The organism is Sulfuricystis thermophila (genome assembly GCF_004323595.1).
GTDB classification, from domain to species: Bacteria; Pseudomonadota; Gammaproteobacteria; order Burkholderiales; family Rhodocyclaceae; genus Sulfuricystis; species Sulfuricystis thermophila.
The window spans coordinates 1112154-1135308 of the sequence record NZ_AP019373.1 but is presented as its reverse complement, the minus strand read 5'-3'; the positions used below and the strand labels follow the sequence as shown (position 1 = coordinate 1135308).

The following is a 23155-nucleotide window of genomic DNA, read 5'->3' as shown; positions in this document are numbered from 1 at the left end:
TCTCCTCAATTACGCAGCGGCTTGCCGGTTTCCATCATGTGCGCGATGCGCGCCTGCGTCTCGGGCGTGCGCAACAGACGCATGAACTCGCGGCGCTCGATGGTCAGCAGCCATTCCTCGTCGACGCGGCTGCCGGCCTCGATCTCGCCGCCGCAAAGCGCCACCGCCGTGGCCTTGGCGACGCGGTAGTCGTGCGCCGAGATCATGCCGCCTTCCTTCATATTGACCAGCATCATTTCGCAGTTGGCGATGCCGGTGCGTCCGGCGACCGGTACGTCACGCGCCGGCAGCGGCGGGACGAAGCCGGCATCGGCCAGTGCGCGCGCCTGCTTCAATGCCACATAGAGCAGCTCCTTGGCATTGAAGCGCACCGTGTCGGCTTCCCGCGCGAAGCCATAGTCGATCGCTTCCAGCGCGCTGCCGGCCACCTTGGCCATCGCGATGGTCTGGAATACCGTCTGCAGGAACGGAAACACTTCGTTCGGCGTCGCCGTCTGCGCCGCCAGCGCGGCGGCACGGATGGCGAACTCCTTGCAGCCGCCCCCGGCCGGGATCAAGCCGACACCGGCCTCGACCAGGCCGACGTAGCTTTCCAGCGCCAGCACGCGATGCGCACAGTGCATCAGGAACTCGCAACCGCCGCCCAGCGCCATGCCCTCGACCGCGGCCACCACCGGCACCTGCGCATATTTCAGCGCTTGCGAGGTGCGCTGGAATTTCTCCACCGTGCCTTCCAGCAACTGCCATTCATTGGCCTGGATCGCCTGCAACACCTGTTTCAGGTTCGCACCGACCGCGAACGGCGCCGGATGCCAGATCGTCAGGCCATCGAGCTTCTCCTCGGCCACACGCACGGCGGCCTGGATGCCATCGAGCACCTCGTTGCCGAGGGTATGGTTCTTCGAGATCACCGAGAGGATGGCGATGCCGGCATCGACTTCCGGCAGACGCCACAGCCGCACGCCTTCGTTGGCATAGAGCGTCTCGCCGGCCTGTTCGAACGAGCGCAGCGCTTCGCCGACGAGCACTTCCGGGAACAGCTGGCGCCGGTAGACCGGCAGTGCCGAGCGCGGCGTATAAGCCGCGTTGCGCGCCGACCAGGAGCCGGCTGGCGTATGCACGCCGCTTCTGCCATCGGTCACCCAGGTCGGCAGCGGCGCTGTGCTCATCGCCTTGCCGGCGGCGATGTCGGCCGCGATCGCCGCGGCGATCGCCTGCCAGCCGGCCGCCTGCCACGTCTCGAACGGACCGAAAGCCCAGCCGAAGCCCCAGCGCAGCGCCAGATCGACGTCGCGTGCGTTGTCGGCAATCTCGCCCAGATGATAGGCGGCATAATGGAACAGGTCGCGGAAGATCGCCCACAGGAACTGCGCCTGCGGGTGCGAGGAGGCACGCAGCTGGGCAAACTTCTCGGCCGGGTTCTTGAGCTTGAGGATCGCCGCCACTTCCTCGGCCACGGTCTTTCCCGACGCACGGTAATCGCGTGCAGCGAGATCGAGGACGAGGATCTCCTTGCCCTGTTTGCGGTAGATGCCGGCGCCGACCTTCTGCCCCAGCACCCCCTTCTCGATCAGCAGCGACAGCCACAGCGGGGTCTGGAAATGGGCATGCCAGGGATCAGCCGGCAATGCTTCCTGCATCGTCCGGATGACGTGCGCCAGCGTGTCGAGCCCCACCACGTCGGCGGTGCGGTAGGTCGCGCTCTTCGGCCGGCCGATCAGCGGGCCGGTGAGCGCATCGACTTCGTCGAAGCCGAGACCGAAGGCCTGCGTGTGATGCATCGCGGCCAGCATCGAGAACACGCCGATGCGGTTGGCGACGAAGTTCGGCGTGTCGAAGGCGCGCACCACGCCCTTGCCGAGCCGCATCGTCAGCCAGGTTTCGAGATCGTCGAGCAGGCCGGCTTGGGTGGCCGGCGCGGCGATCAATTCGACCAGATGCATGTAGCGCGGCGGGTTGAAGAAATGGATGCCGCAGAAGCGCGGACGCAAGGCTTCGGGCAAGGTCGCGTCGAGCCCGGTCAGCGACAGCCCCGAAGTGTTCGAAGCAAGGATCGCGGTGGGCGTCAGATGCGGCGCGATCTTCGCGTAGAGTTCCTTCTTCCAATCGAGCCGTTCGGCGATCGCCTCGATCACCAGATCGCAGCCGGCGAGCTTCGCCAGATCCTCGTCGTAATTGGCCGCTTCGATGTAGGGCAGAACACGCGCCGTCGCCAGCGGCGCGGGTTTCAGTTTCTTGAGTCCGGCGAGCGCCTTGTCGACGATCGCGTTCTTGCCACCTTCTTTGGCCGGCAGGTCGAACAGCAGCACCGGCACCCGCGCATTGGCCAGATGCGCGGCGATCTGCGCACCCATGACGCCCGCGCCGAGCACGGCGACACGTTTGATGGTCAGTTTTTCCACTTCCCTCTCCTCAGGAGTAAAACGAACGTTTGAATTGTAAGTCGAAACATCGGCTGCATGTCAACCGCTATGCGAAAAAAAAGCCCCCGGGGTAAAGCCGGGGGCGATGACGGAATAAGAATCAGAAAGTGTGGTTGTATTGCACTGAGAGCAGATCGGCGGTGTTATCCCAACTCCCGCGGATGGTCTGCAGCAGTCCAAGCGCACTGCTGCGCACCTCACGTTCGGTCGAGGCATCCTTGAAAAAGATATGCGCATAGCCGAAATCGAGCGAGCTCTTCGGAGAGATCGTGTATTTGGCGCCAAAGGCTATCCAGGTGCGGTCCGAGTCAGGCAGCGTCATTGTCCTGTCTGCGGCGGATTTGACCGGCGAACGGTCATAGGCAATTCCAAAGCGGAACTTCCACGCATCGTTGTAGTGATAGTTGGCTCCAAGACCGATCCGCCAGGTATCACGGAAGTTGTAGCTCAGAGAAGTGATGGTCGCACCAGTATTCTTGTTCTTGACCACGAGCGTATCGATCACACTCCAGCCGGTCCAGGTGATGTCGCCGAGCATCTCCCAGCGGTCGTTCAGCTTTTGAGACACGGCTAGCGAAAGACTGTCCGGCGTTTTCAGCGTCGCCTTGATGTCCTGATCGACGAATTGGGCAGCCGGTACTGGCGTATTCACATCGTATTTGCCTTCGAGATCGAATTTGATCGTCGAACGATAGGTAACACCGACACGCGTGCTTGGGGAAACCTGGAACATCAGGCCGAGGTTGTATCCCACCGACCAATCATCGCCTTTCAGATCGACGAAGTTATTGGCAGAATTCAATGCAGGCACCGGGGCTGCAGTAATCGGGTAGCCCTGCTTGAAGTGAGTCTCGTTATAAGCAATGTCGAGACCGAAGCCCAAGGACACTTTCTCATTCAGTTTGAAGGCGATCGAAGGATTGAAATTGACCTGCTTGATCTCGGCGAAATAGCCTGCATTGCGGCCAACGAAATCGAAATCGTATTCCGTCTTGTTGCCGAAGGTTGGGGAAACGCCGATTCCAATACGCAGATCCGGAGTCAGGGCATATGCCCAATAACCCGCCGGAATCAGTGCCAGAGTGCCAGCATCTCCGCCGTTGGCAGTTGTCGGCAAAGGTGCAATTATCCCCAGGGGAGTCGTGGCAGCTGATGAACCGTTGTTCGTGAATTTAAGCGAACGATCGAGCAAGGTTCCGGCCAATGAGATAGTGTGACCCTGCGGCAAATAAACCATGCCTGCAGGGTTCCACATGATCGTGCCCGCATCCTCGGCGGCGGCCGCAGCGCCGGCGAAGGCGTTGCCATTTCCAGAACCCGTCTGGTTTTGCAGCGCAAAGCCCGACGCCCATGCGCCACCAGAGGCCATTGCGGCCAGCGCCGCGGCGAGAATTCGGGGGGTGAAACGTTTCTGCATGTTGACTCCTCCTTTGATATGTTGAATGGGGCAACCCACACGGTGACGAAATCGATTTAAACCTAAACAGCTGTTTGAAATTTCGTTTGAACGGCTTTTCTACCCTCCTCGCTGTGCCATTTCCACAACATGCGGCCGATGAGCGTCAGGCGGCCAGCCTTTCCGTTTCGACGGCGGTTACCGCGGCGCGGCCGAAATCGAACGGGAAGTCGTCGACGCGGATGACGATGTCGCGCAGACGGTCGCGCAGTCTGAGCGTTTCGTATTCGGCGCTGCCGATCACGCCGCGTTCCAGCGCGAGTTGTGCGATCTGGCGCGTGTTGGCACGCGGATCATTGGCGAAACGGCCCTCACGCTCGGCGGTGCGAATCTTGGTCTCGATCGGTTCGGCGGCGAGCGTCGCGGCGAGCGCCAGCTCGATCGCGCCGACCGGTTCGTTTTCGTCACGCGGCACGAAGCACTCGGCGGTGAGCCGGTCGCGCGTCGCCGAGGGCTCGAGCAACAGCCGCGCCGCCCGGTGACCCAGCGCATCCGAAGGCACGACATAGGGATGTCCCCACGGAAAGATCGTACGGCGCAAGAAGGCGGCCACCCAGCGGTTCGGGAAGTTGCCGATCACGCCCTCGAAGGCCTGCTGCGCCTGATACATCGTGTCCCAGATCGCCCAGTGTGCGAGCGGTGCATCGGCGGCCTGGCGGCCTTCGTCCTCGAAACGCTTCAACGTGGCGGACATCAGATAGAGCGCCGCCAGGATGTCGCCGAGCCGTGCCGAGAGCTTCTCACGCCGCTTGAGACTACCGCCCATCACCAGCAGCGCAATGTCGGCGAGAAACGCGAAAGCCGCCGCAAAGCGCGTCAGCTGCTGGTAATAACGCCGCATCTCGGGCGCCACCGCCGCTTCGATGCGCACGAAGTGCGAGCCGGTCAGCCCCAGCCAGAAGGCGCGCAGACCGTTCTTCAGCGTGAAGCCGACATGCCCCCAGAAGGCGCGGTCGAAGCGTTCGAGCCCCTCTCTGGCATCGGCCTCCCTGGCCGCCGACATCTCGGCGAACAGATAGGGATGGCAGCGGATCGCCCCCTGGCCGAAGATGATCAGCGAACGGGTGAGGATATTCGCACCCTCGACGGTGATGCCGATCGGCGCCTGCTGCCAGGCGCGGCCGAGGAAGTTCGACGGACCGAGACAGATGCCCTTGCCGCCGATCACGTCCATGCCGTCGCTGACCACCTTGCGCGCCCGCTCGGTGACGTGATACTTGGCGATCGCCGAGGCGACGGCCGGCTTTTCGCCGAGATCGACCGCGCCAGCGGTGAATTTGCGCGTCGCATCCATCAGATAGGTGTAGGCGGCGATGCGCGTCAGCGCCTCTTCGACGCCCTCGAAGCGGCCGACCGGCATGCCGAACTGCTGGCGCACGCGCGCATAGCCGCCCACCGCGCGTGCGGTGAGCTGCGCCATGCCGGTGTTGGACGAGGGCAGTGAGATCGCACGACCCGCCGCCAGGCATTCCATCAACATACGCCAGCCCTGGCCGGCCATTCGCGGCCCGCCGATGATGAAATCGAGCGGCATGAATACGTCCCGACCGCGCGTCGGCCCGTTCATGAACATTGCATCGAGCGGGAAATGCCGGCGACCGAGTTCGACACCTGGATGATCGGCCGGCACCAGCGCGCAGGTGATGCCGAGATCCTTCTTGTCACCGAGCAGGCCTTCCGGGTCATAGAGCCGGAAGGCGAGGCCCAGCAAGGTGCACACCGGCGCCAGCGTGATGTAACGCTTGTCCCAGCTCACGCGCATGCCGATCACCTCGCGGCCCTGCCAGTCGCCCTTGCAGACGATGCCGACGTCGGGGATCGAGGCCGCATCCGAGCCAGCCCAGGGGCTGGTCAGCGCGAAGGCCGGAATCTCCTCGCCGCGCGCCAGCCGCGGCAGATAGTGGTTTTTCTGCTCCTCGGTGCCATAGTGCAGCAGCAGTTCGGCCGGGCCGAGCGAGTTCGGCACCATCACCGTCACCGCCAAGGCCGAAGAGCGCGTCGACAGCTTGGTCACCACCTGCGAGTGCGCATAGGCCGAGAATTCCAGCCCACCATAGCGCTTCGGGATGATCATGCCGAAGAAGCCCTTGCGCTTCAGATAATCCCAGACTTGCGGCGGCAGATCGTAGAGCTCGCGGCTGATGCGCCACTCATCGACCATGGCGCAGACTTCCTCGACCTCGTGATCGAGGAAGGACTGCTCCTCGGCGCTGAGCGTCGGCTTCGGCAGGCGTAACAGCCGCTGCCAGTCCGGTTTGCCGGAAAACAGCTCCCCTTCCCACCAGACGCTGCCGGCTTCGAGCGCCGCGCGCTCGGTGTCCGACATCGGCGGCAACAGGCGCCGATAGGTGGCGAAAATCGGCGCTGACAGCACGGCACGGCGCAACGGCCGGACGATGAAAACGCCCCCCACGGCAATGATCAGCCCCAGCCACATCCAGTATCCTATAGTCATTACTCGACTCCTCTCCTTTGTCGATCAAGTATTCTTCGCGTCGCCGAATTCCGGCAACGGCGCCCGCAGGCCTCCCAGCAGGAAGCTCATCAGCCGCGGCAGCAGGCGATCGAGCCGGTCGATCGAATCTTCTTCTTCGATCTCCCAATCGGTGACGAGCCGCAGCGCGTCGGTACCGGCGATCGCGTAGGAGGTTGCGCCGAGCATGAAATGGAAGCGCCAGACGATCTCGGCATGCGGCACTTCCGGCAGCGCGCGGAACAACGCCGCCTTGTAACGTTCGAGCACCTCGCGGTATTCCTTGGCGAGAAAGGTGCGGATGAACTCGGCCGGCTCGGTCATCGTGCGCCCCAACAGGCGCAGGAAGATCTGCCCGCCGCAATCCTCGTCCTGTGCCATGCGCAGCATGGTGCCGAAAAAAGCATCGACGATCTGCGAAGGCTTCAGCGGCTTGCCGCCGGCTTCGGCTTCGAGCCGGTCGAGCACGCGCAGCCGCTCCTCGTTCAGACAGGCCAGCCGGCGGCGAAACACTGCCTGCAGCAGCGCCTCCTTGCTGCCGAAGTGATAATTGACGGCCGCCAGATTCACCCCCGCCTCACCGGTGATCTGACGCATCGAAGTGCCATCAAAGCCGTATTCCATGAACAGCCGCTCGGCGACGTCGAGGATGCGTTCCCGGGTATCGACCGTCTGGTTCTCGCGCGGATTCTTCATCGCAGCTCCGAATTATTCATACGTTCGTTTGAAATGTACTGGAAAAAATTTTTCCATGCAAGACATCTCGGGCAAGAATCAGTCATGCCACAAGACCATACTGAGACGAGAGGGAGATGAGAAGTCGGGTGGGGTGGACGATGGGACTCGAACCCACGACAACCGGAATCACAATCCGGGACTCTACCAACTGAGCTACGTCCACCACCTGGAAACCTGGCCCGCCCGGCGAGACTCGAACTCACAACCCCCGGCTTAGAAGGCCGGTGCTCTATCCGGTTGAGCTACGGGCGGTCCCGTCAAGCGGTCGGAGATGCAGGCGCCTGGTCGGGGTGGAGGGATTCGAACCCCCGACATCTTGCTCCCAAAGCAAGCGCGCTACCGGGCTGCGCTACACCCCGAGAGCGCGCATTCTAGCGATGCGTGTGCCGACGGTCAAACGAATTTCGCAAGCCATCGCCGACGAGGAAGAAAACCCACACTGTGAGTCACATTTTTGTAACATGCGCGGCAGCGGATTTTCGGCTTTGCAAAGGAACCCAGGCATGTTCAGTGGCATGATGCCCCATCGCAAGGAATTCTTCGAGCTCCTCAATGCCCATGCGGATCGCGTGATCGCGGCGGCCAATGCCACGCTGCGGCTGATCAACACGCTTGGCACGCAGTCCAGCGAGCACGAGGCGCTGGTCAAGGAAATCGTCATGAACGAGCGCAGCGGCGACAAGATCAAGATGGAGATGGTCGCCCTGCTGCACAAATCCTTCATCACGCCGTTCAGCCGCGACGAGATCCATGCGCTGACGCTGGCGCTGGACCAGATCCTCGGCAAGCTGCAGGACGTCGCCAATGCGGTTGGCATGTATCACATCACCGACTCGACCCCCGAGTCGCGCGAGCTTGCCGCCCTGACCTCCGATGCCTGCCTGCGCCTGAGTCGCGCCGTGGTCGTGCTCGGTGACAAGACGCGCACCAAGGAGGCGATCAACCTCTGCCACGAGATCGAGGAGATCGAAACCAAGGCGGACAAGCTGCTGAAGAAGGCGATCACACGGCTGTTCGCCGACGAAGGCCAGATGTGGACGGCGATCCGTCTGCGCGAGTTTTACTTCCTCCAGGAGCACGTGCTCGACCAGTGTCAGTACACGGCGCGCATCATCGAGGAAATCCTCATCGAAAACGCCTGAAAGGCCGGCCCCATCATGGAAGGTTTGACCATCAGCGTCGGGATCCTCGCGGTCCTGATTTTCGTCGCCCTGGCCTTCGATTTCATGAACGGCTTTCACGACGGCGCCAACTCGATCTCGACCATCGTCGCCACCGGCGTGCTGACGCCGAAGCAGGCAGTGTTATTTGCTGCCTTTTTCAACTTCGCCGCCCTCTGGGTGTTTCAACTGAAGGTCGCAGCGACGATCGGCAAGGGCACGGTCGAGCCGGCCTTTGTCGACTATTACGTGATTTTCGGCGCACTGTGCGGTGCGCTGATCTGGAACCTCATCACCTGGTACTACGGCATCCCCTCCTCGTCCTCGCATGCGCTGATCGGCGGCCTGGTCGGCGCCACCGTCGCGAAGGCAGGCGGCCTCACTCCGATCGTCTGGAGCGGCTTTGCCAAGATCCTCGTCTTCATCGTCGTCTCGCCGTTCGTCGGTTTCATGCTCGGTGGCCTGCTGATGGTGCTGGTCGCCTGGGTGTTCCGCAACAAGACGCCGGCGCAGGTGCGGCGCTGGTTCAACTACGCGCAGATCTTCACCTCCGGCGCCTACAGCCTGGCACACGGCGGCAATGATGCGCAGAAGACCATCGGCATCATCTGGCTGCTGTTGATCAGCGCCGGCGCCGCCACCACCGATGTCGCCACGCTGCCCAACTGGGTGATCTACGCTTGCTACCTCTCCATCGCCTGGGGCACCTACCTGGGTGGTTGGCGCATCGTCAAGACGATGGGCACCAAGATCACCAAGCTCAATTCGGTGAGCGGTTCCTGCGCTTCGATGGGCGGTGCGCTCAGTCTCGGCCTCGCCACGCTGGGCGGCATCCCGGTATCGACCACGCACACGATCACCGGCGCGATCGCCGGCGCGGGCGCCGCGCACAACATGAAGCGCGTGCGCTGGGACATCTCGATCAATCTCGCCGTCGCCTGGATATTGACGATTCCCGCCAGCGGCCTGATCGCCGCGATCTTCTGGTGGCTCGGCACGCTGTTCATGTAAGCGGCGCGCGACGCAAAGCTGCTATCTTTCGCGCATGGAATCGCATGACGAAAGCCCGTTCAAGGGCAAGACCGGCCTCACCCGTCTGATCAACGCGTTGCGTTATTCGCTCGACGGGCTGGCTGCCGCTTATCGGCACGAAGATGCCTTTCGCCAGGAAACCTGGCTCGCCCTGCTACTGATTCCGCTCGCCCTGTTCATGCCCGCGAGCGGGCTGGGCAAGGCGCTGATGGTTGGCAGTGTGCTCCTGGTGTTGATCGTCGAACTCATCAATTCGGCGATCGAGGCCGCCGTCGATCGTGTCTCGCTCGAACGGCACCGCCTCGCCAAACGCGCCAAGGACATCGGCAGTGCGGCCGTACTGGTCGCGCTGATCAACGTCGTGGCCACCTGGGGACTCGTCCTGTTCGGCTGATCAAAGGGTCTGCGCTGGAGGGAATCAGACCGTCCCGCCGGGCACCGACTCACCTCGAAAAGTCGGCGCTGGCGGGACGGCACTCACCCCTCAAGAGTCGGCGGCCGCCCGCACCGCGGCGGCAATCGCCTCGGCCTGCGCCAGCACGAGCGCCTGATCCTCGCCTTCGACCATCACACGCAGCAGCGGCTCGGTACCGGAAGGACGCAACAGCACGCGACCTTTGCCGTCGAGGAGCTTCTCCGCACGTAAGGTCGCGGCCTGGATGTCGGCGTTGCCGCGCCAGTCGAAGGGCTTCGTGAAGCGGACGTTGATCAGCTTCTGCGGGAACATCGTCAGATCGGCACAAGCCTCGGCGAGCGTCTCGCCGCGTTCGCGCAAGGCGGCGAGCACCTGCAGCGCGGCGACGATGCCGTCACCCGTGGTATGCCGGTCCAGGCAGATGATGTGGCCGGAATTCTCGCCGCCGAGTGGCCAGCCTTTTTCCTGCATCAGCTCGAGCACGTAACGGTCGCCGACCTTGGCACGCGCAAAGCCGATGCCGAGCCGCGCCAGCGCCTGCTCGAAGCCAAGATTGCTCATCAAGGTGCCGACGATTCCCGGCAGCCGCCTCGAAGCCTGCTGCCGGCGCGCGATCACATACAGCAGGGCATCGCCGTCGAACAGCCGGCCGTCGGCATCGACCATCAGCACCCGGTCGCCGTCGCCATCGAGCGCGATGCCCAGATCGGCCTCGTGCTTGAGCACCTGTTCGCGCACGAACGCCGGCGCCGTCGCACCGACACCGGCATTGATGTTGAGACCGTCGGGCTGGGCGCCGACCGCCACCACCTCGGCGCCGAGTTCGTGAAATACTTTGGGCGCGACGCCATAGGCGGCGCCATGCGCGCAATCGACGACGATCTTCAGGCCACGCAAGTCGAGATCGTTGGGAAAGGTACTCTTGCAGAATTCGATGTAGCGCCCCGCGGCGTCGTCGATACGGCGCGCCTTGCCGAGCTCGTTCGAAGGCCGGCAGCCCATCGGTTCGGCCAGGCGCGCCTCGATCTCTTCCTCGACTGCATCGGGCAGTTTCCAGCCACCGGCGGCGAAGAACTTGATGCCGTTGTCGTCATAAGGATTGTGCGAAGCCGAAATCACCACGCCGGCAGCGAGTCGCAGGGCGCGGGTCAGATAGGCGACGGCGGGCGTCGGCAGCGGCCCGCATAACATCACATCGACACCGGCGGCGGCAAAGCCGGCTTCCAGCGCCGCTTCGAGCATATAACCGGAGATGCGCGTGTCCTTGCCGATCAGCACCGCTGGGCGCTCGCCATCGCGCTGGTGCCCCGAGGCCTTCGCATGCGCGACGAGGGTTTCGCCCGCCGCAAACCCCAGCCGCAGGGCGAAATCCGGCGTGATGGGAAATTGCCCGACGCGGCCGCGCACCCCGTCCGTACCGAAATACCGTCTCGCCATCAACTCGCTCCCTTGTCTTCCATGGCAGACCAGACTGCCAACGCATCGCGGGTCGCCGCGACATCATGCACGCGCACGATGGCCGCACCGCGCTCCACCGCCAGCACCGCCGCCGCCACGCTGGCCGGCATGCGCGCGCTGCCGGCTTCGCGGCCGGTCACGGCGCCGAGCATCGATTTGCGCGACAACCCGGCCAACACCGGCACGCCGATTTCCGTGAAGCAGCGCAGTTCGCGCAACAACGTGTAGTTGTGCGCCACGGTCTTGCCGAAACCGAACCCCGGATCGACGATCAGCCGCTCCTTGTCGATGCCGGCGGCGATGCAGGCCATCATGCGCGCGGTGAGGAAAGCATGCACCTCCTCGACCACATCGACATACTGCGGATTCGCCTGCATGGTGCGTGGCTCGCCCTGCATGTGCATGAGACAAACGCCGGCGTCGCTCTCCGCCACCACCTCCAGCGCGCCGGGCGCGCGCAGCGCCATGATGTCGTTGATCAGCGCCGCGCCCTCGTCGATCGCCAGGCGCATCACTTCCGGCTTCGAGGTATCGACGGAAACCGGCACCCCCCAGTCGCGCAGCGCCCGCAGCACCGGTCGCAGGCGAGCGATCTCGACCTCGGCAGGCACCGGCGCCGCGCCGGGACGCGACGATTCGGCGCCCAGATCGAGGATGTCGGCGCCCGCCGCGCGCTGGGCCTCGGCATGGGCGATCGCCGCGCTGGCATCGTCGCCGACGCCGTCGCCCGAAAACGAGTCCGGCGTCAGATTGACGATGCCCATGATCAGCGGGCGCTCCAGCGTCAGCCGGTAACGGCCGCAATGCAAGGTCGTCGTCATGCCCGAATTATACGATTCGGTTATTTGAGGCGGGTGCCCGTCCCGTCATAGACGGCGATGCCGACCGGAATGCCGTGCTGGACGCTTTGCGTGACCACGCAGTAGTCCTCGAAGGTGGCGAGGATGCGCTCGAGATGCTCCATTCCGGCGGCCACCGCGGAGAAGCGCAGCTCGACGTCGATGTGACCGATGCGCAGGCGCTTCTGTTCGTTGCGCGTCATCTGCACGGTCACGGTGGCGGAAAGCTTGCCGGGCTCGTTCTTGAACTTGCGCAGCGCAAACAGCAGGCTTGCCATCAGGCAGTTGGCGACCCCGGCCGCGATCAGTCGCGACGGATTCGGGCCCGCACCCTTGCCCAGCGGCGGCGGCTCGTCGGTCAGCAAGGCCGGCAGATCGTTGTCGAAACGCACCAGGAAGGCATAGTCCTCCTGTTGCTCGAGAGTAAAGCTGAATCGTGGTTCGCTCATGGGCTGATCTCCGTTGGAAAGTCGCAGAGCATTTTCGCATCCCAGGCGTTCATGCCATCCCCGCTCGGTGGAAAAATCGGCGCTTACTCGCTTCGACCAGTCCCAGGTAAGCGATCAGCAGACCGACAAGGAGCAGGAAGAACAGCGGCGGCAGCGGAGTGAAGCCCAGCAGGCCGGCCAGCGGCGTGAATGGCAGCAGCAAAGCGATGACGACCACGGCCAGCGAAGTGAGCGCCAGTGCGGGATGGGGAAAGCTGCGCAGCGGGTTACGGCGCGTGCGGATGACGAAGATCACCAACACCTGGGTGGCGATGGATTCGACGAACCAGCCGGTGCGGAACAGCATCTCATTGGCTTCGAGCACCGCGATCAGCAGATAGAAGGTGAAGAAATCGAACAGCGAGCTGACGGGGCCGATGGTGAGCATGAAATCGCGGATGAAGCGCATGTCCCAGCGGCGCGGCCGGGCCATGTCTTCGGTGTCGACGTTGTCCAGCGGCAGCGGAATTTCCGAGATGTCGTAGAGCAGATTGTTGAGCAGGATCTGCATCGGCAGCATCGGCAGGAAAGGCAGGAACAGCGTCGCCGCGGCCATGCTGAACATGTTACCGAAGTTGGAGCTGGTGGCCATCATGATGTACTTCATCACGTTGCCGAAGGTGCGCCGCCCTTCGCGGATGCCGTCGTGGAGCACGTCGAGGTCGTGTTCCAGCAGTACCAGGTCGGCGGCCTCGCGTGCCACATCCACCGCGCCATCGACCGAGATGCCGACATCGGCGGTGTTGAGCGACGGCGCATCGTTGATGCCGTCGCCGAGATAGCCGACCGCGTGGCCGCGGCTTTTGAGCGCGAGCAGGATGCGGTTTTTCTGCGCCGGGGTCACCCGGCAGAACAGGTTGACCTCGTCCACCCGCGCGGCAAGCGCCGCGTCGTCCATCATGGCGATTTCCTGGCCGGTGAGCACGCCGGCGATGGGAATCGCCAGCGTCGTGCAGACATGGCGCGTGACGCGTTCGTTGTCGCCGGTGAGGATCTTCACCGCCACGCCGCTTTGCCCAAGGTGCGCGACCGCGATCGCGGCGCTCTCCTTCGGCGGATCGAGAAAGGCGGCAAAACCGGCGAAGACGAGCTCGGTCTCGTCGCTGACCACGGCATGCGGATGGTCGGGCGCCACCGCACGCCAGGCAATGCCCAGCGCGCGAAACCCCTCGTCGCCCAAGCCTGCGAACACGGCGACGATGCGCTCGCGCGCTGCGTCGTCCAGCGGCAAGATCGCGCCGGCGGCTGTTTCGTATGCCGTGGAAAGCGCCAAGATGTCTTCCGGCGCGCCTTTCACCACGAGGATGCGGCCGCCATCTTTCTCCGCCAGTACCGAGACGCGACGACGCTCGAAATCGAACGGCACCTCGTCGATCTTGCGCCAGCCGACAAGGTCGATCTCGCCGTGCGCCAGGATGGCCTCGTCGAGCGGGCTTTTCAGGCCGCTTTCGAAAAAGCTGTTGAGGTAAGCGAGTTCCAGGACACGCTGGCTCGGCCGGCCAGTGGCATCGATGTGCCGTTCGAGGCGAATCTTCGCTTCGGTGAGCGTGCCGGTCTTGTCGGTGCACAAGACGTCCATCGAACCCAGATCCTGGATCGCGGACAAGCGCTTGACGATCACTCGGCGCGCCGCCATGCGTTGCGCCCCGCGCGCGAGCGTCACCGAGACGACCATCGGCAACAGCTCGGGCGTCAGACCCACGGCCAGCGCCACCGCGAACAGGAAGGACTCCAAGAGTGGTCGCGCGAATGCGAGATTGACCAGCAGCGTGAATAGCACGAGGAGCATCGTCAGCCGCATGATCAGCATGCCGAAGTGGCGCGTGCCGCGCTCGAAGGCCGTCGGCGGCGGGGACCGGTCGAGGCTGTCGGCGATCTTGCCCAATTCCGTGGCCGGGCCGGTGCGCTCGATCAATATCGTCGCCGTGCCGCTCACCACCGAGCTGCCCATGAACACCGCAGCCTCGTCCTCGGCCGACTCAGCCGCGCCGGTGGCGGCGTGTTTTTCTACCGGATACGGCTCGCCGGTGAGCTGCGCCTGGTTGACGAAGAAGTCGCGTGCGTCGAGCACGCGACCGTCGGCAGGCACCAGGTCGCCGGCGGAGAGTCGCACCACATCACCCGGCACGATCTCGGCCACCGGCACTTCGTGCGGCATGCCATCACGCAGCACCGTCGCGGTCACCGCGACCTGCTGCGCCAGACGTTCGGCTGCCCGTCCGGCGCGGTATTCCTGCACGAAGTCCAGCGTGATGCTCATCAGCACGATGGCGCCGATGATGGCCGCGCCGGCGGCATCACCGGTCAACGCGGTGACGAGGCTCGCCGCGAGCAACACGATGACCAGCGGATTGCGAAAACGCAGCAGGAATTGCACGAGCAGTGCGCGCTCGCGGTGCAGGCGCAATTGATTGCGCCCGTAACGCAGCAAGCGTTCCGCCGCCTCGCTGCTGCTCAAGCCATGGGGTGCCGGCATCGCATTCATGTCCGGCGAGTATAGTCTTCCGCCTGTTTTCGCTCTTGGCGAGCGGTTACGACGATAATGCGCTTTTCCCTGTTTTCGGAGGAGATCGACCCATGCAGTTCGGCCCGCGCGAAATCGTCACGCCCTTCCGCCCCATCCCGCTCGATGTGCCGGAGGGCATGGCGCCGAACGAATTCTTCAACAGCGCCGAAAACCTCAACGACCTGGTGCACAACAACGGGCTGCTGCAAAACCCTGAAGGGCTGCTGCTCTACCGCAAGGCGCTCGGCCACAGCAATCTGTTCGACACCTCGATCATCTACAACACCTCGCAGCAAATCCTCGACCCACTCGGCCGGCCGGTGCGGCGCACCCAGGTGCCCGACGCCGTCAAGCACGTCTGGAACCGCATGAACCAGATCATCATCGCCTTCATGCTGGAGCGTTATCCGGACCCGGAGCGGCATCTGGTGCTGGCCGGCGAGGCGAGCCTCGATGCCACCTGGCCGCTCACCTCGCCCGGCGTGCCCTCGATTCGCATGCTGCACAATCATTTCATCGTCTTCGACAAGCAGGAACTCGCCGCCGCACCGCTCGCCGATCCGAACAATCCGAACCTCACCGACGGCGGCCAGCATTCGCTGTTCCAGGCCCACATGCGCGAGGTCTATCGTTCCTTCTTCGATGCGCTCGACTTCAAGGTGCTGAAACCCTGCGACAAAGGCGAATGTCGTCTTCGGCTGACCGGTTATCCGCAGGGACTGCCGAGCTGGGGCGTGCCCGGCGGGGCGGCGGCGTTGAAGCAAGTGGCGTTCTGGCGCGACTACGACACTCTGCTGAAAGGCTTCCTCGACTTCTACCGCACCTTCTTCGGTCAGGTGAGCACGCGCAATTCTCCGCCGCCGCGCGATCTCTACTTCCCGGCGCTGGTCGAGGAGAAACTGCTGTTCGACAACGACTTCCTGAAGACTGCCAAGATGGTGCGCGACCGCTGCATCAAGGACGCCCGTTATGCCAACGCAATCCGCTGGCAGCCGGCCTTCAAGCAGCTGATCTACCGCAACGACAAGGGCGATCTGATCGTCACGATCAGCCAGAACTCGATCGGCAACGCGATCACCGAACTGCTCGGCGTGGTCGTCAAGCGGGTGCCGAATGCCGAAGCCTATGCCCAAGCCGAACCGGCGCTGCTCGAACAGCTCTTCGAGGTGCGCCGCCGCCTGGTCGAGGCCGATCTCGGCACGGGGGTGGCGACCGCCCAGTGGCCGGCCGAATGAGCCAGGGAAGCGACTGAAACTCGGCGCTGGCGGCACGGCACCCTCGCCGTGATTCGCGACACGGCTTCGTTATGTTATTCTTGACACAACGCAAATCGACTCGGAGCCTCGCCATGGCACTGCGCCACATCCTGTCCGCTCTCGCCCTCGGCCTGTCGGCCGTGACCGCTGCCGCCGGCGAGTCCCTGCTGATCTTTGCCGGCGCCGCCACCGTGCCGCCCACCAGCGAGGCGGTCAAGGCCTTCGAGCAGAAGACCGGCGCCAAGGTCGATGTCGTATTCGGCGGCTCAGGGTATGTGCTCTCGCAGATGAAGCTCGCCAAACAGGGCGACCTCTACTTCCCCGGCTCTTCCGACTACATGGAGATCGCCAAGCGCGACGGCTATGTCCTGCCCGAAACCGAAAAGATCATCGTCTATGTCGTGCCGGCCATCAACGTGCAGAAGGGCAACCCGCACCACATCCAGGGGCTCAAGGACCTGCTCAAGCCAGGCTTACGCGTGGCGATCGCCAACCCGGAGGGTGTCTGCGTCGGCGCCTATGCGGTGGAGATTTTCGAGAAAGAATTGACCCCCAGCGAGCGTGAACAACTGAAGGCCAACATCAAGAACTACACCGGCTCCTGCGAGCAGACCGCCACGGCCATCTCGCTCAAGCTCGCCGATGCGGTGATCGGCTGGCGCGTGTTCCAGTACTGGGACCCGGAACGCATCGAGACCATTCCGCTGCCGAAAGAAATGATCCCGCGCATCGGCTATATCCCGATCGCCATCAGCAAGTTCAGCAAGAACCGCCCGCTCGCCCAGCGGTTCATCGACTTCGTCACCGGCCCGGAAGGACGGGCGATCTATGCCAAGTACAGCTATTTCGCCGATCCGGACAGCGCCTTCAAGTGGCTCGGTGCGGTCAAGCCCGTCGGCGGTGAATACGTGGTGCCGAAGGAATGGCTCCATCTGCGCACCACGGTCGATCCGAAGAAGGTCGTCAAGCCGTGAGCCCCTCCGGCTTGCGCGCCAGCATCGCCGCCGCGCTCGTGGTGCTGGCGCTCTACGCCGGCCTGATCGTCTCGCTCGCCTGGTTCCTCGACGGTGCAGTGCTTTTTCGCACCCTGTTTTCCGAGCGCAGCTTCTTCTCGATCCGCTTGTCATTGATGGCCGCCACCGTCGCCACGACACTGGCGCTGCTCCTGGCGATTCCCGCCGCCTATGCGCTGTCGCGCTACCGTTTTCGCGGTCGGGAGGCGACCGAGACCGTGCTGGAATTCCCGATCATCGTTTCCCCTGCCGCGCTGGGCGCGATCATCCTGATCTTCTTCAACAATCCCGTCGGCGAGTGGATTCAGGAACACGTCGTCTATTTCGTCTTCGGTTTTGCCGGCATCGTGCTGGCACAGTTCGTCACGATTCTCGGACTGGCGGTGCGCATGCTCAAAGCCGCCTTCGACGCGGTGCCGGTCGAGCTGGAGACGGTGGCTCGCACCTTGGGCGCCTCTCCCCGTCACGTCTTCTTCACCGTCACGCTGCCGCTGGCGAAGAACGGCCTGATCGCCGCCTTCATCCTCAGCTGGGCGAAGGCATTGGGCGAGTTCGGCGCGACGCTGATGGTCGCCGGTTCGATGGCGATGCGCACCGAGACCCTGCCGATCGCGATCTTCATGCGACTGTCCTCCGCCGACATCGAAGGCACCGTGGCGCTGATCTTGATCCTCGTCGCCATCGGCCTAGCCGCCCTGTTCGTCGCCCGACGGCTGTTGGCAAGAGGCGCTCATGCTTGAGCTCGAACACTTGAGCGTCAGCGCCGGCAGCTTCCGGCTGCACGATGTGTCGCTCACCGTCGGCGCCGGTGAATGCCATGCCATCCTCGGTCCTTCCGGCTCGGGCAAGAGCACCCTGCTCGCCGCGATCCTCGGCACGCTCACACCCTCCTCCGGCCACGTGCGCCTGGCGGGTGAGGACATCACGCACTGGCCGATCGAGCGCCGCCGGCTCGGCTACGTGCCGCAGCAGCTGGGACTGTTTCCGCATCTCGCCGTCCTCGACAACCTGCTCTACGGCGCGCGGGCGTGCCGTCTCGCCAGCGCCGACTTTCAGCCCCTGTTTGAGCGCCTCATCGAGATCACCGGCATCGGTCATCTGCTGTCGCGCCGCATCGCCACGCTTTCCGGCGGCGAACGTCAGCGCGTCGCCTTGGTGCGCGCGCTCGTCGCCCACCCGCGCCTGGTGCTGCTCGACGAGCCCTTCACCGCCCTCAATGAGAGCCTGCGCCGCGAGCTGTGGTGGCTGGTCAAAGACCTGCAGCGGGAGCGGGGCCTGACGGTGATGATCGTCACCCATGATCTCGCCGAGGCCTATTTCCTCGCCGATCACATCACCGTGCTGATCGACGGCCGACAGGAGCAAAGCGGTGAGAAGACGGCGGTCTATCGCCGCCCGGCGAGCGAGGCGGTGGCGCGCTTTCTGGGTCTGAAGAACATTTTCTCCGCACAGAGGATCGATGCGTTCAGCATCGACTGTCCAGCTTTGGGCGGCCGTCTGCCCGTGAGCGGCGCCGAGCCCGCCGGCGACGAAATCCTGATCGCGATCCGTCCCGAGCATGTCGCGCTGCGCCGGCCCGACGATCCGCCGCACGCCGGCGAAACACGGCTGGCCGGGCGCTTAGAAGCAGTGGTCGATCTCGGCGAAGCAGCGCTGCTGCACTTTCGCAGCGAAACCGGCGCGCTGCTCGAAGCACGCTGCGGCATCCGCGTACTGCGCAAGTATGGGTTTGCAGCCGGTCAGTCCGGACTCGTCGGCCTGCCCGCCGGCGATCTGTTCGTCATCGCCGGCGGGCCAGCCTCACCAGGGCATTGAGCTCGGCGCGCGCTGCCGCATTGAGCTTCGTCTCCAGCGCGTCGTAGGCGGCCACCAGCGCCTCGCCCAGCGGTGTCAGACGCGCACCGCCCCCCTGCTTGCCACCTGCGACGGTTTCCAGCACCGGGGAAGGGAAACCACGATTCAAGGTATCGATCAACAGCCAGGCACGCTTGTAGGGCACACCGAGTGCCCTTGCCGCCGCACTGATCGAGCCCACCTCAGCGACCTTACGCAACAGGTCGATCTTGCCGGGACCCAGCGAGAGTTGGTCACCGAGATACAGCCGCGGCCGCACCAGCGGACGCAACTTCTCCCGGCTCATGCGCAGCAGCCGCCCTTGCCTGCAAGCTGCACCGGCGGGCAGGGCACGTCGCCATAGGAGCAGAACACGCAGCAATCGCCGGGTTTGGGCTTGAGCAAAGTATGACAGCCCTCGCACTCGTAAAACCACTGACAAGCGTCGGTGGGCATGGTTTCAAGCTTGACGTGGCCGCAGTGCGGGCAGGTCAGCGTGGATTGAAGGATCGGCTCCATGCCTCTTAGGCAGCGGCAGCCGCATTCGGCGCCGGCCCGGTGCTGCCATCACCCGCCGAAGGCCTCGCTGCAGCGGACGATGAAGGTTTGGGCGGACGCGGCGGGCGACCGGCCATGATGTCGTCGATCTGCTCGGCATCGATGGTTTCCCATTCGAGCAGGGCCTTGGCCATCGCCTCCACCTTGTCGCGGTTCTCTTCGAGCAGCCGCCGTGCCAGTGCATACTGTTCGTCGATGATGCGGCGGATCTCGGCGTCGACCTTTTGCATCGTCGCCTCGGAAACGTTCTTGTGCGTGGTCACCGAACGGCCGAGGAAGATTTCCGCTTCCTCCTCGCCATAGACCATCGGGCCGAGGTTTTCCGACATCCCCCACTGCGTGACCATGCGGCGCGCGAGATCGGTCGCACGCTGGAAGTCGTTCGAGGCGCCCGTGGTCATCTGGTGCATGAAGATTTCCTCGGCGAGCCGGCCGCCGAACAGCACCGCGATGGTGTTCAGGAGCCGTTCCTTGTCCTGGCTGTAACGATCTTCGGTGGGCAACTGCATCGTCACGCCCAGCGCACGGCCGCGCGGGATGATCGTCACCTTGTGCACCGGATCGGTCTTCGGCAGGAGCTTCGCCACCACCGCATGGCCCGACTCGTGATAGGCGGTGTTCTTGCGCTCTTCCTCGGGCATGACCATCGAGCGGCGCTCGGCGCCCATCATGATCTTGTCCTTGGCGCGCTCGAAATCTTCCATGTCGACGAGACGCTTGTTCGCGCGGGCCGCGAACAGCGCAGCCTCGTTCACCAGGTTGGCGAGATCGGCGCCGGAAAAGCCTGGTGTGCCGCGCGCCAGCACCGTCGGATCGACATCGGGCGCGAGCGGCACCTTGCGCATATGCACCTTGAGGATCTGCTCGCGGCCGCGGATATCCGGCAGCGGCACGACCACCTGGCGGTCGAAGCGCCCGGGACGCAACAGCGCCGGGTCGAGCACGTCCGGCCGGTTGGTGGCGGCGATGACGATGATGCCCTGATTCGCCTCGAAGCCGTCCATCTCGACCAGGAGCTGGTTCAGCGTCTGCTCGCGCTCATCATTCCCGCCCCCCAGGCCCGCGCCGCGCTGGCGGCCGACCGCGTCGATCTCGTCGATGAAGATGATGCAGGGCGCGGCCTTCTTCGCCTGTTCGAACATGTCGCGCACGCGCGCGGCACCGACGCCGACGAACATCTCGACGAAGTCGGAACCGGAGATCGAGAAGAACGGCACCTTCGCCTCGCCGGCGATCGCGCGGGCGAGAAGCGTCTTGCCGGTACCGGGCGAACCCACCATCAGCACGCCGCGCGGGATGCGCCCGCCGAGCTTCTGGAATTTCGACGGATCGCGCAGGAAGTCGACGAGTTCGGCCACCTCCTCCTTCGCTTCCTCGCAGCCGGCGACGTCGGCGAAGGTCACCGTGTTGCTGTTCTCGTCGAGGATGCGCGCACGGCTCTTGCCGAAGGAAAATGCGCCGCCCCGGCCCCCGCCCTGCATCTGGCGCATGAAGAAGATCCACACGCCGATCAAGAGCAGCATCGGGAACCAGGAGACGAAGATGTTCATCAGGAAGGACTGCTCTTCCTCGGGCTTGGCGACGACCTTGACGTTGTTCTTGAGCAGGTCGGAGACCATCCACAGGTCGGCCGGGGCATAAGACGTGATCTTCTTGCCCTCGACGGTGGTCGCTTCGAGCGTGCGGCCCTGGATCACCACCTTGGCGATATGGCCCTGCTTCACCTCGTCGAGGAAAGCCGAGTAATCCAGCGTGTTCTGCGGGGACTGGCGGGAACTGAACTGATTGAACACCGTCATCAGCACGACGCCGATGACGAGCCAGATGGCCATGTTTTTGAAAAGATTGTTCAAGCGATTGCCTCTCTTTCACACATTTGCGGCTGATTCTATGTCAACCGCTTCTTTCTCGCCAGCAAGTACAGCTCCGCGCTGCGATCCCGCGATGCGGCCGGTTTGCGCGTCGCCAGCGTCTCGAAGACTGTTTGCATCTCCCGCCGCAGCTCCATGAAGCCGGCGCCTTGAAACACTTTGACCAGCAGATCGCCGCCGGGTTTCAGATGCTGCTTTGCAAAATCGAGCGTCAGCTCGGCCAAGACCATCACCTGAGCGCTGTCCGTTGCCGCGATACCCGTCATATTGGGCGCCATGTCCGACAATACAAGGTCGACCTGCCGTCCCGCCAGCGCCGATTCCAGCCGCGCCAGCACCGCCGCGTCGCGGAAATCGCCCTGGATGAAATCGACTCCCGGAATCGGCTCGAAATCCAGCAGATCGAGCGCGATCAGCCGCCCGCCCGGCTGGATACGTTTGATGACATACTGGCACCAACTGCCGGGCGTGGCACCCAGGTCGACGACCGTCATGCCGGGCTTGAGCAGCCTGTCCTTCTCGTCGATCTCTTTCAGCTTGAACACCGCGCGCGAGCGCCAGCCCTCCTTTTGCGCCTGCTGCACATACGGGTCATTGACGTGCTGCTGCATCCACGCCTTGCTCTTTTTTTTCTGCTTCGTCGTCCAGCTCATCTAGAATCCACCCATGATCGAATTATCCCCCACCGAACGCCGCGCCTTGCGCGCCGCCGCGCATCACCTCGAACCCACCGTGGCCATTGCCGGCAAGGGGCTGACGCCAGCGGTGCTGCATGAAATCGACGTTTCGCTGAAGGCTCACGAGCTGATCAAGGTCAAGCTCCACGGCATCGAGCGTGACGACCGCGCCACCCTGCTCGAACAAATCTGCGTGGAACTCGACTGCGCGCCGGTGCAGAGCATCGGCAACATCCTCGTCCTCTGGCGTCCGAAGCCAGCCGAGGAAGCCGCTCCGAAACCACGCCGACGCCAGCCGACTGCGCCAAAAACCAAGAAGCAGGCTGCCGCAGCGCTCGAAAAGCAGCGCCGCTGAACACTCAAACCGCTCTTCAACTGCTCGCACAGGCAGAGGCGAGCTGCCGGCTTTCCTCGACCCAGGCAGCCAATGCCTCGGCCAGCGCTTGAACCGCAGCGCGCGTCGCCCGCACGCCGCCGGCACTGTCTGGCGTAGAGGCGGGGCGCGCGATTTCGATCGCCTTGCTGGTGACAAGGCGCTTGCCTTGCAAGAGATTCGCGCGCACCGCCAGCACCACTTCACTGGCCGTGGGCGACGTAAAGCGCTGTTCGAGCTCGTCGAGCATGATCACGAGCCGGCAACCACCCACGCCGCCCGGTTGCGCAGGCAGAATGACCCGCTCGAGCCAGCGTTCGAGCAATTCGCCCGGCGGCGCGACCCAGCGGCTGGCGGCAAAACTTTCGCGACGCAGCGGCGTTGCATACTGCAGCCGGTAGAGCTGGGCCGAGGCATCGAGCCAGGGCGCCGCCTCTACCTTCACCTGCCGGATCGCAATGCCCCCCGCCGGCCATCGACCGGCGGGATCGCCGAAATCATGGCGCGCGATCGGCGCATCAGGTCGCGGATGATTGAGGCAGCCGGAGAGCGAAATGAGCAGTACGAGCAACCACCTTCTCATCAT

At 64.0% G+C, this 23155-nt stretch carries 21 protein-coding genes and 3 tRNA genes; 8 read left to right on the top strand and 16 right to left on the bottom strand.

The window, feature by feature from the left end; all coding sequences use genetic code 11:
- Positions 1-5 precede the first annotated feature (5 nt).
- From M52SOB_RS05765 to M52SOB_RS05735, 7 genes are all read right to left on the bottom strand, one after another.
- Positions 6-2402 carry a 3-hydroxyacyl-CoA dehydrogenase/enoyl-CoA hydratase family protein gene (locus M52SOB_RS05765; RefSeq protein ID WP_131110990.1) on the bottom strand — a complete coding sequence of 799 codons (2397 nt, stop codon included), beginning with the start codon at positions 2400-2402 and terminating at the stop codon, positions 6-8.
- A gap of 121 nt (positions 2403-2523) precedes the next feature.
- The gene (locus M52SOB_RS05760; RefSeq protein ID WP_131110989.1) at positions 2524-3840 is read right to left on the bottom strand and encodes an OmpP1/FadL family transporter; all 1317 of its coding nucleotides are present in this window, start codon (positions 3838-3840) and stop codon (positions 2524-2526) included.
- A 145-nt stretch (positions 3841-3985) separates the two neighbouring features.
- Entirely contained in the window at positions 3986-6334 is a 2349-nt protein-coding gene (locus tag M52SOB_RS05755; RefSeq protein WP_131110988.1) for an acyl-CoA dehydrogenase, read from the bottom strand.
- Positions 6335-6358: 24 nt separating this feature from the next.
- Positions 6359-7048 (bottom strand): TetR/AcrR family transcriptional regulator, encoded by a 690-nt coding sequence (locus tag M52SOB_RS05750; RefSeq protein WP_131110987.1) that lies wholly within the window; start codon positions 7046-7048, stop codon positions 6359-6361.
- Positions 7049-7177: 129 nt separating this feature from the next.
- Positions 7178-7253 (bottom strand) — tRNA-His (locus tag M52SOB_RS05745).
- Positions 7254-7265: 12 nt separating this feature from the next.
- A tRNA-Arg gene (locus M52SOB_RS05740) sits at positions 7266-7342 on the bottom strand.
- A gap of 30 nt (positions 7343-7372) precedes the next feature.
- A tRNA-Pro gene (locus M52SOB_RS05735) sits at positions 7373-7449 on the bottom strand.
- A 144-nt stretch (positions 7450-7593) separates the two neighbouring features.
- On the opposite strand from M52SOB_RS05735, the gene M52SOB_RS05730 reads away from it, so the two are divergent.
- From M52SOB_RS05730 to M52SOB_RS05720, 3 genes are read left to right on the top strand one after another with little or no spacing between them, the layout of a single operon-like run.
- On the top strand, positions 7594-8232 hold the full coding sequence (locus M52SOB_RS05730; protein WP_172601756.1) for a DUF47 domain-containing protein: 639 nt from the start codon (positions 7594-7596) through the stop codon (positions 8230-8232).
- A gap of 15 nt (positions 8233-8247) precedes the next feature.
- Positions 8248-9261 (top strand): inorganic phosphate transporter, encoded by a 1014-nt coding sequence (locus tag M52SOB_RS05725; protein WP_131110985.1) that lies wholly within the window; start codon positions 8248-8250, stop codon positions 9259-9261.
- Between the two features lie 34 nt (positions 9262-9295).
- On the top strand, positions 9296-9676 hold the full coding sequence (locus M52SOB_RS05720; protein ID WP_131110984.1) for a diacylglycerol kinase: 381 nt from the start codon (positions 9296-9298) through the stop codon (positions 9674-9676).
- 90 nt (positions 9677-9766) lie between these two features.
- Here the strand turns inward: M52SOB_RS05720 and glmM are convergent, their stop codons facing one another.
- Genes glmM through mgtA form a run of 4 tightly spaced genes read right to left on the bottom strand, consistent with a single transcriptional unit; the run spans position 9767 to position 14967 of the window.
- Positions 9767-11134 carry a phosphoglucosamine mutase gene (gene glmM / locus M52SOB_RS05715; RefSeq protein ID WP_131110983.1) on the bottom strand — a complete coding sequence of 456 codons (1368 nt, stop codon included), beginning with the start codon at positions 11132-11134 and terminating at the stop codon, positions 9767-9769.
- The gene (gene folP / locus M52SOB_RS05710) at positions 11134-11976 is read right to left on the bottom strand and encodes a dihydropteroate synthase (RefSeq protein ID WP_131110982.1); all 843 of its coding nucleotides are present in this window, start codon (positions 11974-11976) and stop codon (positions 11134-11136) included. The genes glmM and folP overlap by 1 nt, the downstream gene beginning before the upstream one ends.
- 20 nt (positions 11977-11996) lie before the next feature.
- Entirely contained in the window at positions 11997-12443 is a 447-nt protein-coding gene (locus M52SOB_RS05705; RefSeq protein WP_131110981.1) for an OsmC family protein, read from the bottom strand.
- A 49-nt stretch (positions 12444-12492) separates the two neighbouring features.
- Positions 12493-14967: a magnesium-translocating P-type ATPase gene (gene mgtA / locus M52SOB_RS05700; RefSeq protein ID WP_131110980.1), complete on the bottom strand. Its 2475-nt coding sequence runs from the start codon at positions 14965-14967 to the stop codon at positions 12493-12495.
- Between the two features lie 92 nt (positions 14968-15059).
- On the opposite strand from mgtA, the gene M52SOB_RS05695 reads away from it, so the two are divergent.
- From M52SOB_RS05695 to M52SOB_RS05680, 4 genes are all read left to right on the top strand, one after another.
- The gene (locus tag M52SOB_RS05695; RefSeq protein WP_131110979.1) at positions 15060-16223 is read left to right on the top strand and encodes a hypothetical protein; all 1164 of its coding nucleotides are present in this window, start codon (positions 15060-15062) and stop codon (positions 16221-16223) included.
- A gap of 113 nt (positions 16224-16336) precedes the next feature.
- Positions 16337-17218, top strand: coding sequence for a molybdate ABC transporter substrate-binding protein (gene modA / locus M52SOB_RS05690; protein WP_131110978.1), 882 nt, complete (start codon positions 16337-16339; stop codon positions 17216-17218).
- A complete protein-coding gene (locus tag M52SOB_RS05685) occupies positions 17215-17997 on the top strand; it encodes a molybdate ABC transporter permease subunit (RefSeq protein WP_284155223.1) in 783 nt (260 codons plus the stop codon). Before modA ends, M52SOB_RS05685 begins: the two co-directional genes overlap by 4 nt.
- Positions 17990-19072, top strand: a complete 1083-nt coding sequence (locus M52SOB_RS05680; RefSeq protein WP_131110976.1) for an ABC transporter ATP-binding protein — start codon at positions 17990-17992, stop codon at positions 19070-19072. The genes M52SOB_RS05685 and M52SOB_RS05680 overlap by 8 nt, the downstream gene beginning before the upstream one ends.
- On the opposite strand, the gene M52SOB_RS05675 is transcribed toward M52SOB_RS05680, so the two are convergent.
- From M52SOB_RS05675 to M52SOB_RS05660, 4 genes are read right to left on the bottom strand one after another with little or no spacing between them, the layout of a single operon-like run.
- Positions 19038-19397, bottom strand: a complete 360-nt coding sequence (locus tag M52SOB_RS05675; protein ID WP_131110975.1) for a winged helix-turn-helix domain-containing protein — start codon at positions 19395-19397, stop codon at positions 19038-19040. The genes M52SOB_RS05680 and M52SOB_RS05675 overlap by 35 nt on opposite strands.
- On the bottom strand, positions 19394-19609 hold the full coding sequence (locus M52SOB_RS05670; protein WP_131110974.1) for a GDCCVxC domain-containing (seleno)protein: 216 nt from the start codon (positions 19607-19609) through the stop codon (positions 19394-19396). The genes M52SOB_RS05675 and M52SOB_RS05670 overlap by 4 nt, the downstream gene beginning before the upstream one ends.
- A gap of 5 nt (positions 19610-19614) precedes the next feature.
- Positions 19615-21501, bottom strand: coding sequence for an ATP-dependent zinc metalloprotease FtsH (gene ftsH / locus M52SOB_RS05665; RefSeq protein WP_131110973.1), 1887 nt, complete (start codon positions 21499-21501; stop codon positions 19615-19617).
- Between the two features lie 35 nt (positions 21502-21536).
- Positions 21537-22172, bottom strand: coding sequence for an RlmE family RNA methyltransferase (locus M52SOB_RS05660; RefSeq protein WP_131110972.1), 636 nt, complete (start codon positions 22170-22172; stop codon positions 21537-21539).
- A 13-nt stretch (positions 22173-22185) separates the two neighbouring features.
- Between M52SOB_RS05660 and M52SOB_RS05655 the strand changes: the two genes are divergently transcribed.
- A complete protein-coding gene (locus M52SOB_RS05655; protein ID WP_131110971.1) occupies positions 22186-22551 on the top strand; it encodes a YhbY family RNA-binding protein in 366 nt (121 codons plus the stop codon).
- A gap of 16 nt (positions 22552-22567) precedes the next feature.
- Here the strand turns inward: M52SOB_RS05655 and M52SOB_RS05650 are convergent, their stop codons facing one another.
- Positions 22568-23155 carry an ABC-type transport auxiliary lipoprotein family protein gene (locus M52SOB_RS05650; protein WP_131110970.1) on the bottom strand — a complete coding sequence of 196 codons (588 nt, stop codon included), beginning with the start codon at positions 23153-23155 and terminating at the stop codon, positions 22568-22570.

Bases quoted from the DNA above. Each gene is read 5' to 3' on its own strand.
- M52SOB_RS05680 (WP_131110976.1), top strand. From the start codon at position 17,990: ATGCTTGAGCTCGAACACTTGAGCGTCAGCGCCGGCAGCTTCCGGCTG.
- M52SOB_RS05695 (WP_131110979.1), top strand. From the start codon at position 15,060: ATGCAGTTCGGCCCGCGCGAAATCGTCACGCCCTTCCGCCCCATCCCG.
- M52SOB_RS05760 (WP_131110989.1), bottom strand. From the start codon at position 3,840: ATGCAGAAACGTTTCACCCCCCGAATTCTCGCCGCGGCGCTGGCCGCA.
- M52SOB_RS05730 (WP_172601756.1), top strand. From the start codon at position 7,594: ATGTTCAGTGGCATGATGCCCCATCGCAAGGAATTCTTCGAGCTCCTC.
- glmM (WP_131110983.1), bottom strand. From the start codon at position 11,134: ATGGCGAGACGGTATTTCGGTACGGACGGGGTGCGCGGCCGCGTCGGG.
- M52SOB_RS05705 (WP_131110981.1), bottom strand. From the start codon at position 12,443: ATGAGCGAACCACGATTCAGCTTTACTCTCGAGCAACAGGAGGACTAT.
- M52SOB_RS05720 (WP_131110984.1), top strand. From the start codon at position 9,296: ATGGAATCGCATGACGAAAGCCCGTTCAAGGGCAAGACCGGCCTCACC.
- M52SOB_RS05655 (WP_131110971.1), top strand. From the start codon at position 22,186: ATGATCGAATTATCCCCCACCGAACGCCGCGCCTTGCGCGCCGCCGCG.
- M52SOB_RS05650 (WP_131110970.1), bottom strand. From the start codon at position 23,155: ATGATGAGAAGGTGGTTGCTCGTACTGCTCATTTCGCTCTCCGGCTGC.
- M52SOB_RS05670 (WP_131110974.1), bottom strand. From the start codon at position 19,609: ATGGAGCCGATCCTTCAATCCACGCTGACCTGCCCGCACTGCGGCCAC.
- M52SOB_RS05675 (WP_131110975.1), bottom strand. From the start codon at position 19,397: ATGAGCCGGGAGAAGTTGCGTCCGCTGGTGCGGCCGCGGCTGTATCTC.
- M52SOB_RS05660 (WP_131110972.1), bottom strand. From the start codon at position 22,172: ATGAGCTGGACGACGAAGCAGAAAAAAAAGAGCAAGGCGTGGATGCAG.
- M52SOB_RS05755 (WP_131110988.1), bottom strand. From the start codon at position 6,334: ATGACTATAGGATACTGGATGTGGCTGGGGCTGATCATTGCCGTGGGG.
- folP (WP_131110982.1), bottom strand. From the start codon at position 11,976: ATGACGACGACCTTGCATTGCGGCCGTTACCGGCTGACGCTGGAGCGC.
- M52SOB_RS05725 (WP_131110985.1), top strand. From the start codon at position 8,248: ATGGAAGGTTTGACCATCAGCGTCGGGATCCTCGCGGTCCTGATTTTC.
- M52SOB_RS05750 (WP_131110987.1), bottom strand. From the start codon at position 7,048: ATGAAGAATCCGCGCGAGAACCAGACGGTCGATACCCGGGAACGCATC.
- modA (WP_131110978.1), top strand. From the start codon at position 16,337: ATGGCACTGCGCCACATCCTGTCCGCTCTCGCCCTCGGCCTGTCGGCC.
- mgtA (WP_131110980.1), bottom strand. From the start codon at position 14,967: ATGAATGCGATGCCGGCACCCCATGGCTTGAGCAGCAGCGAGGCGGCG.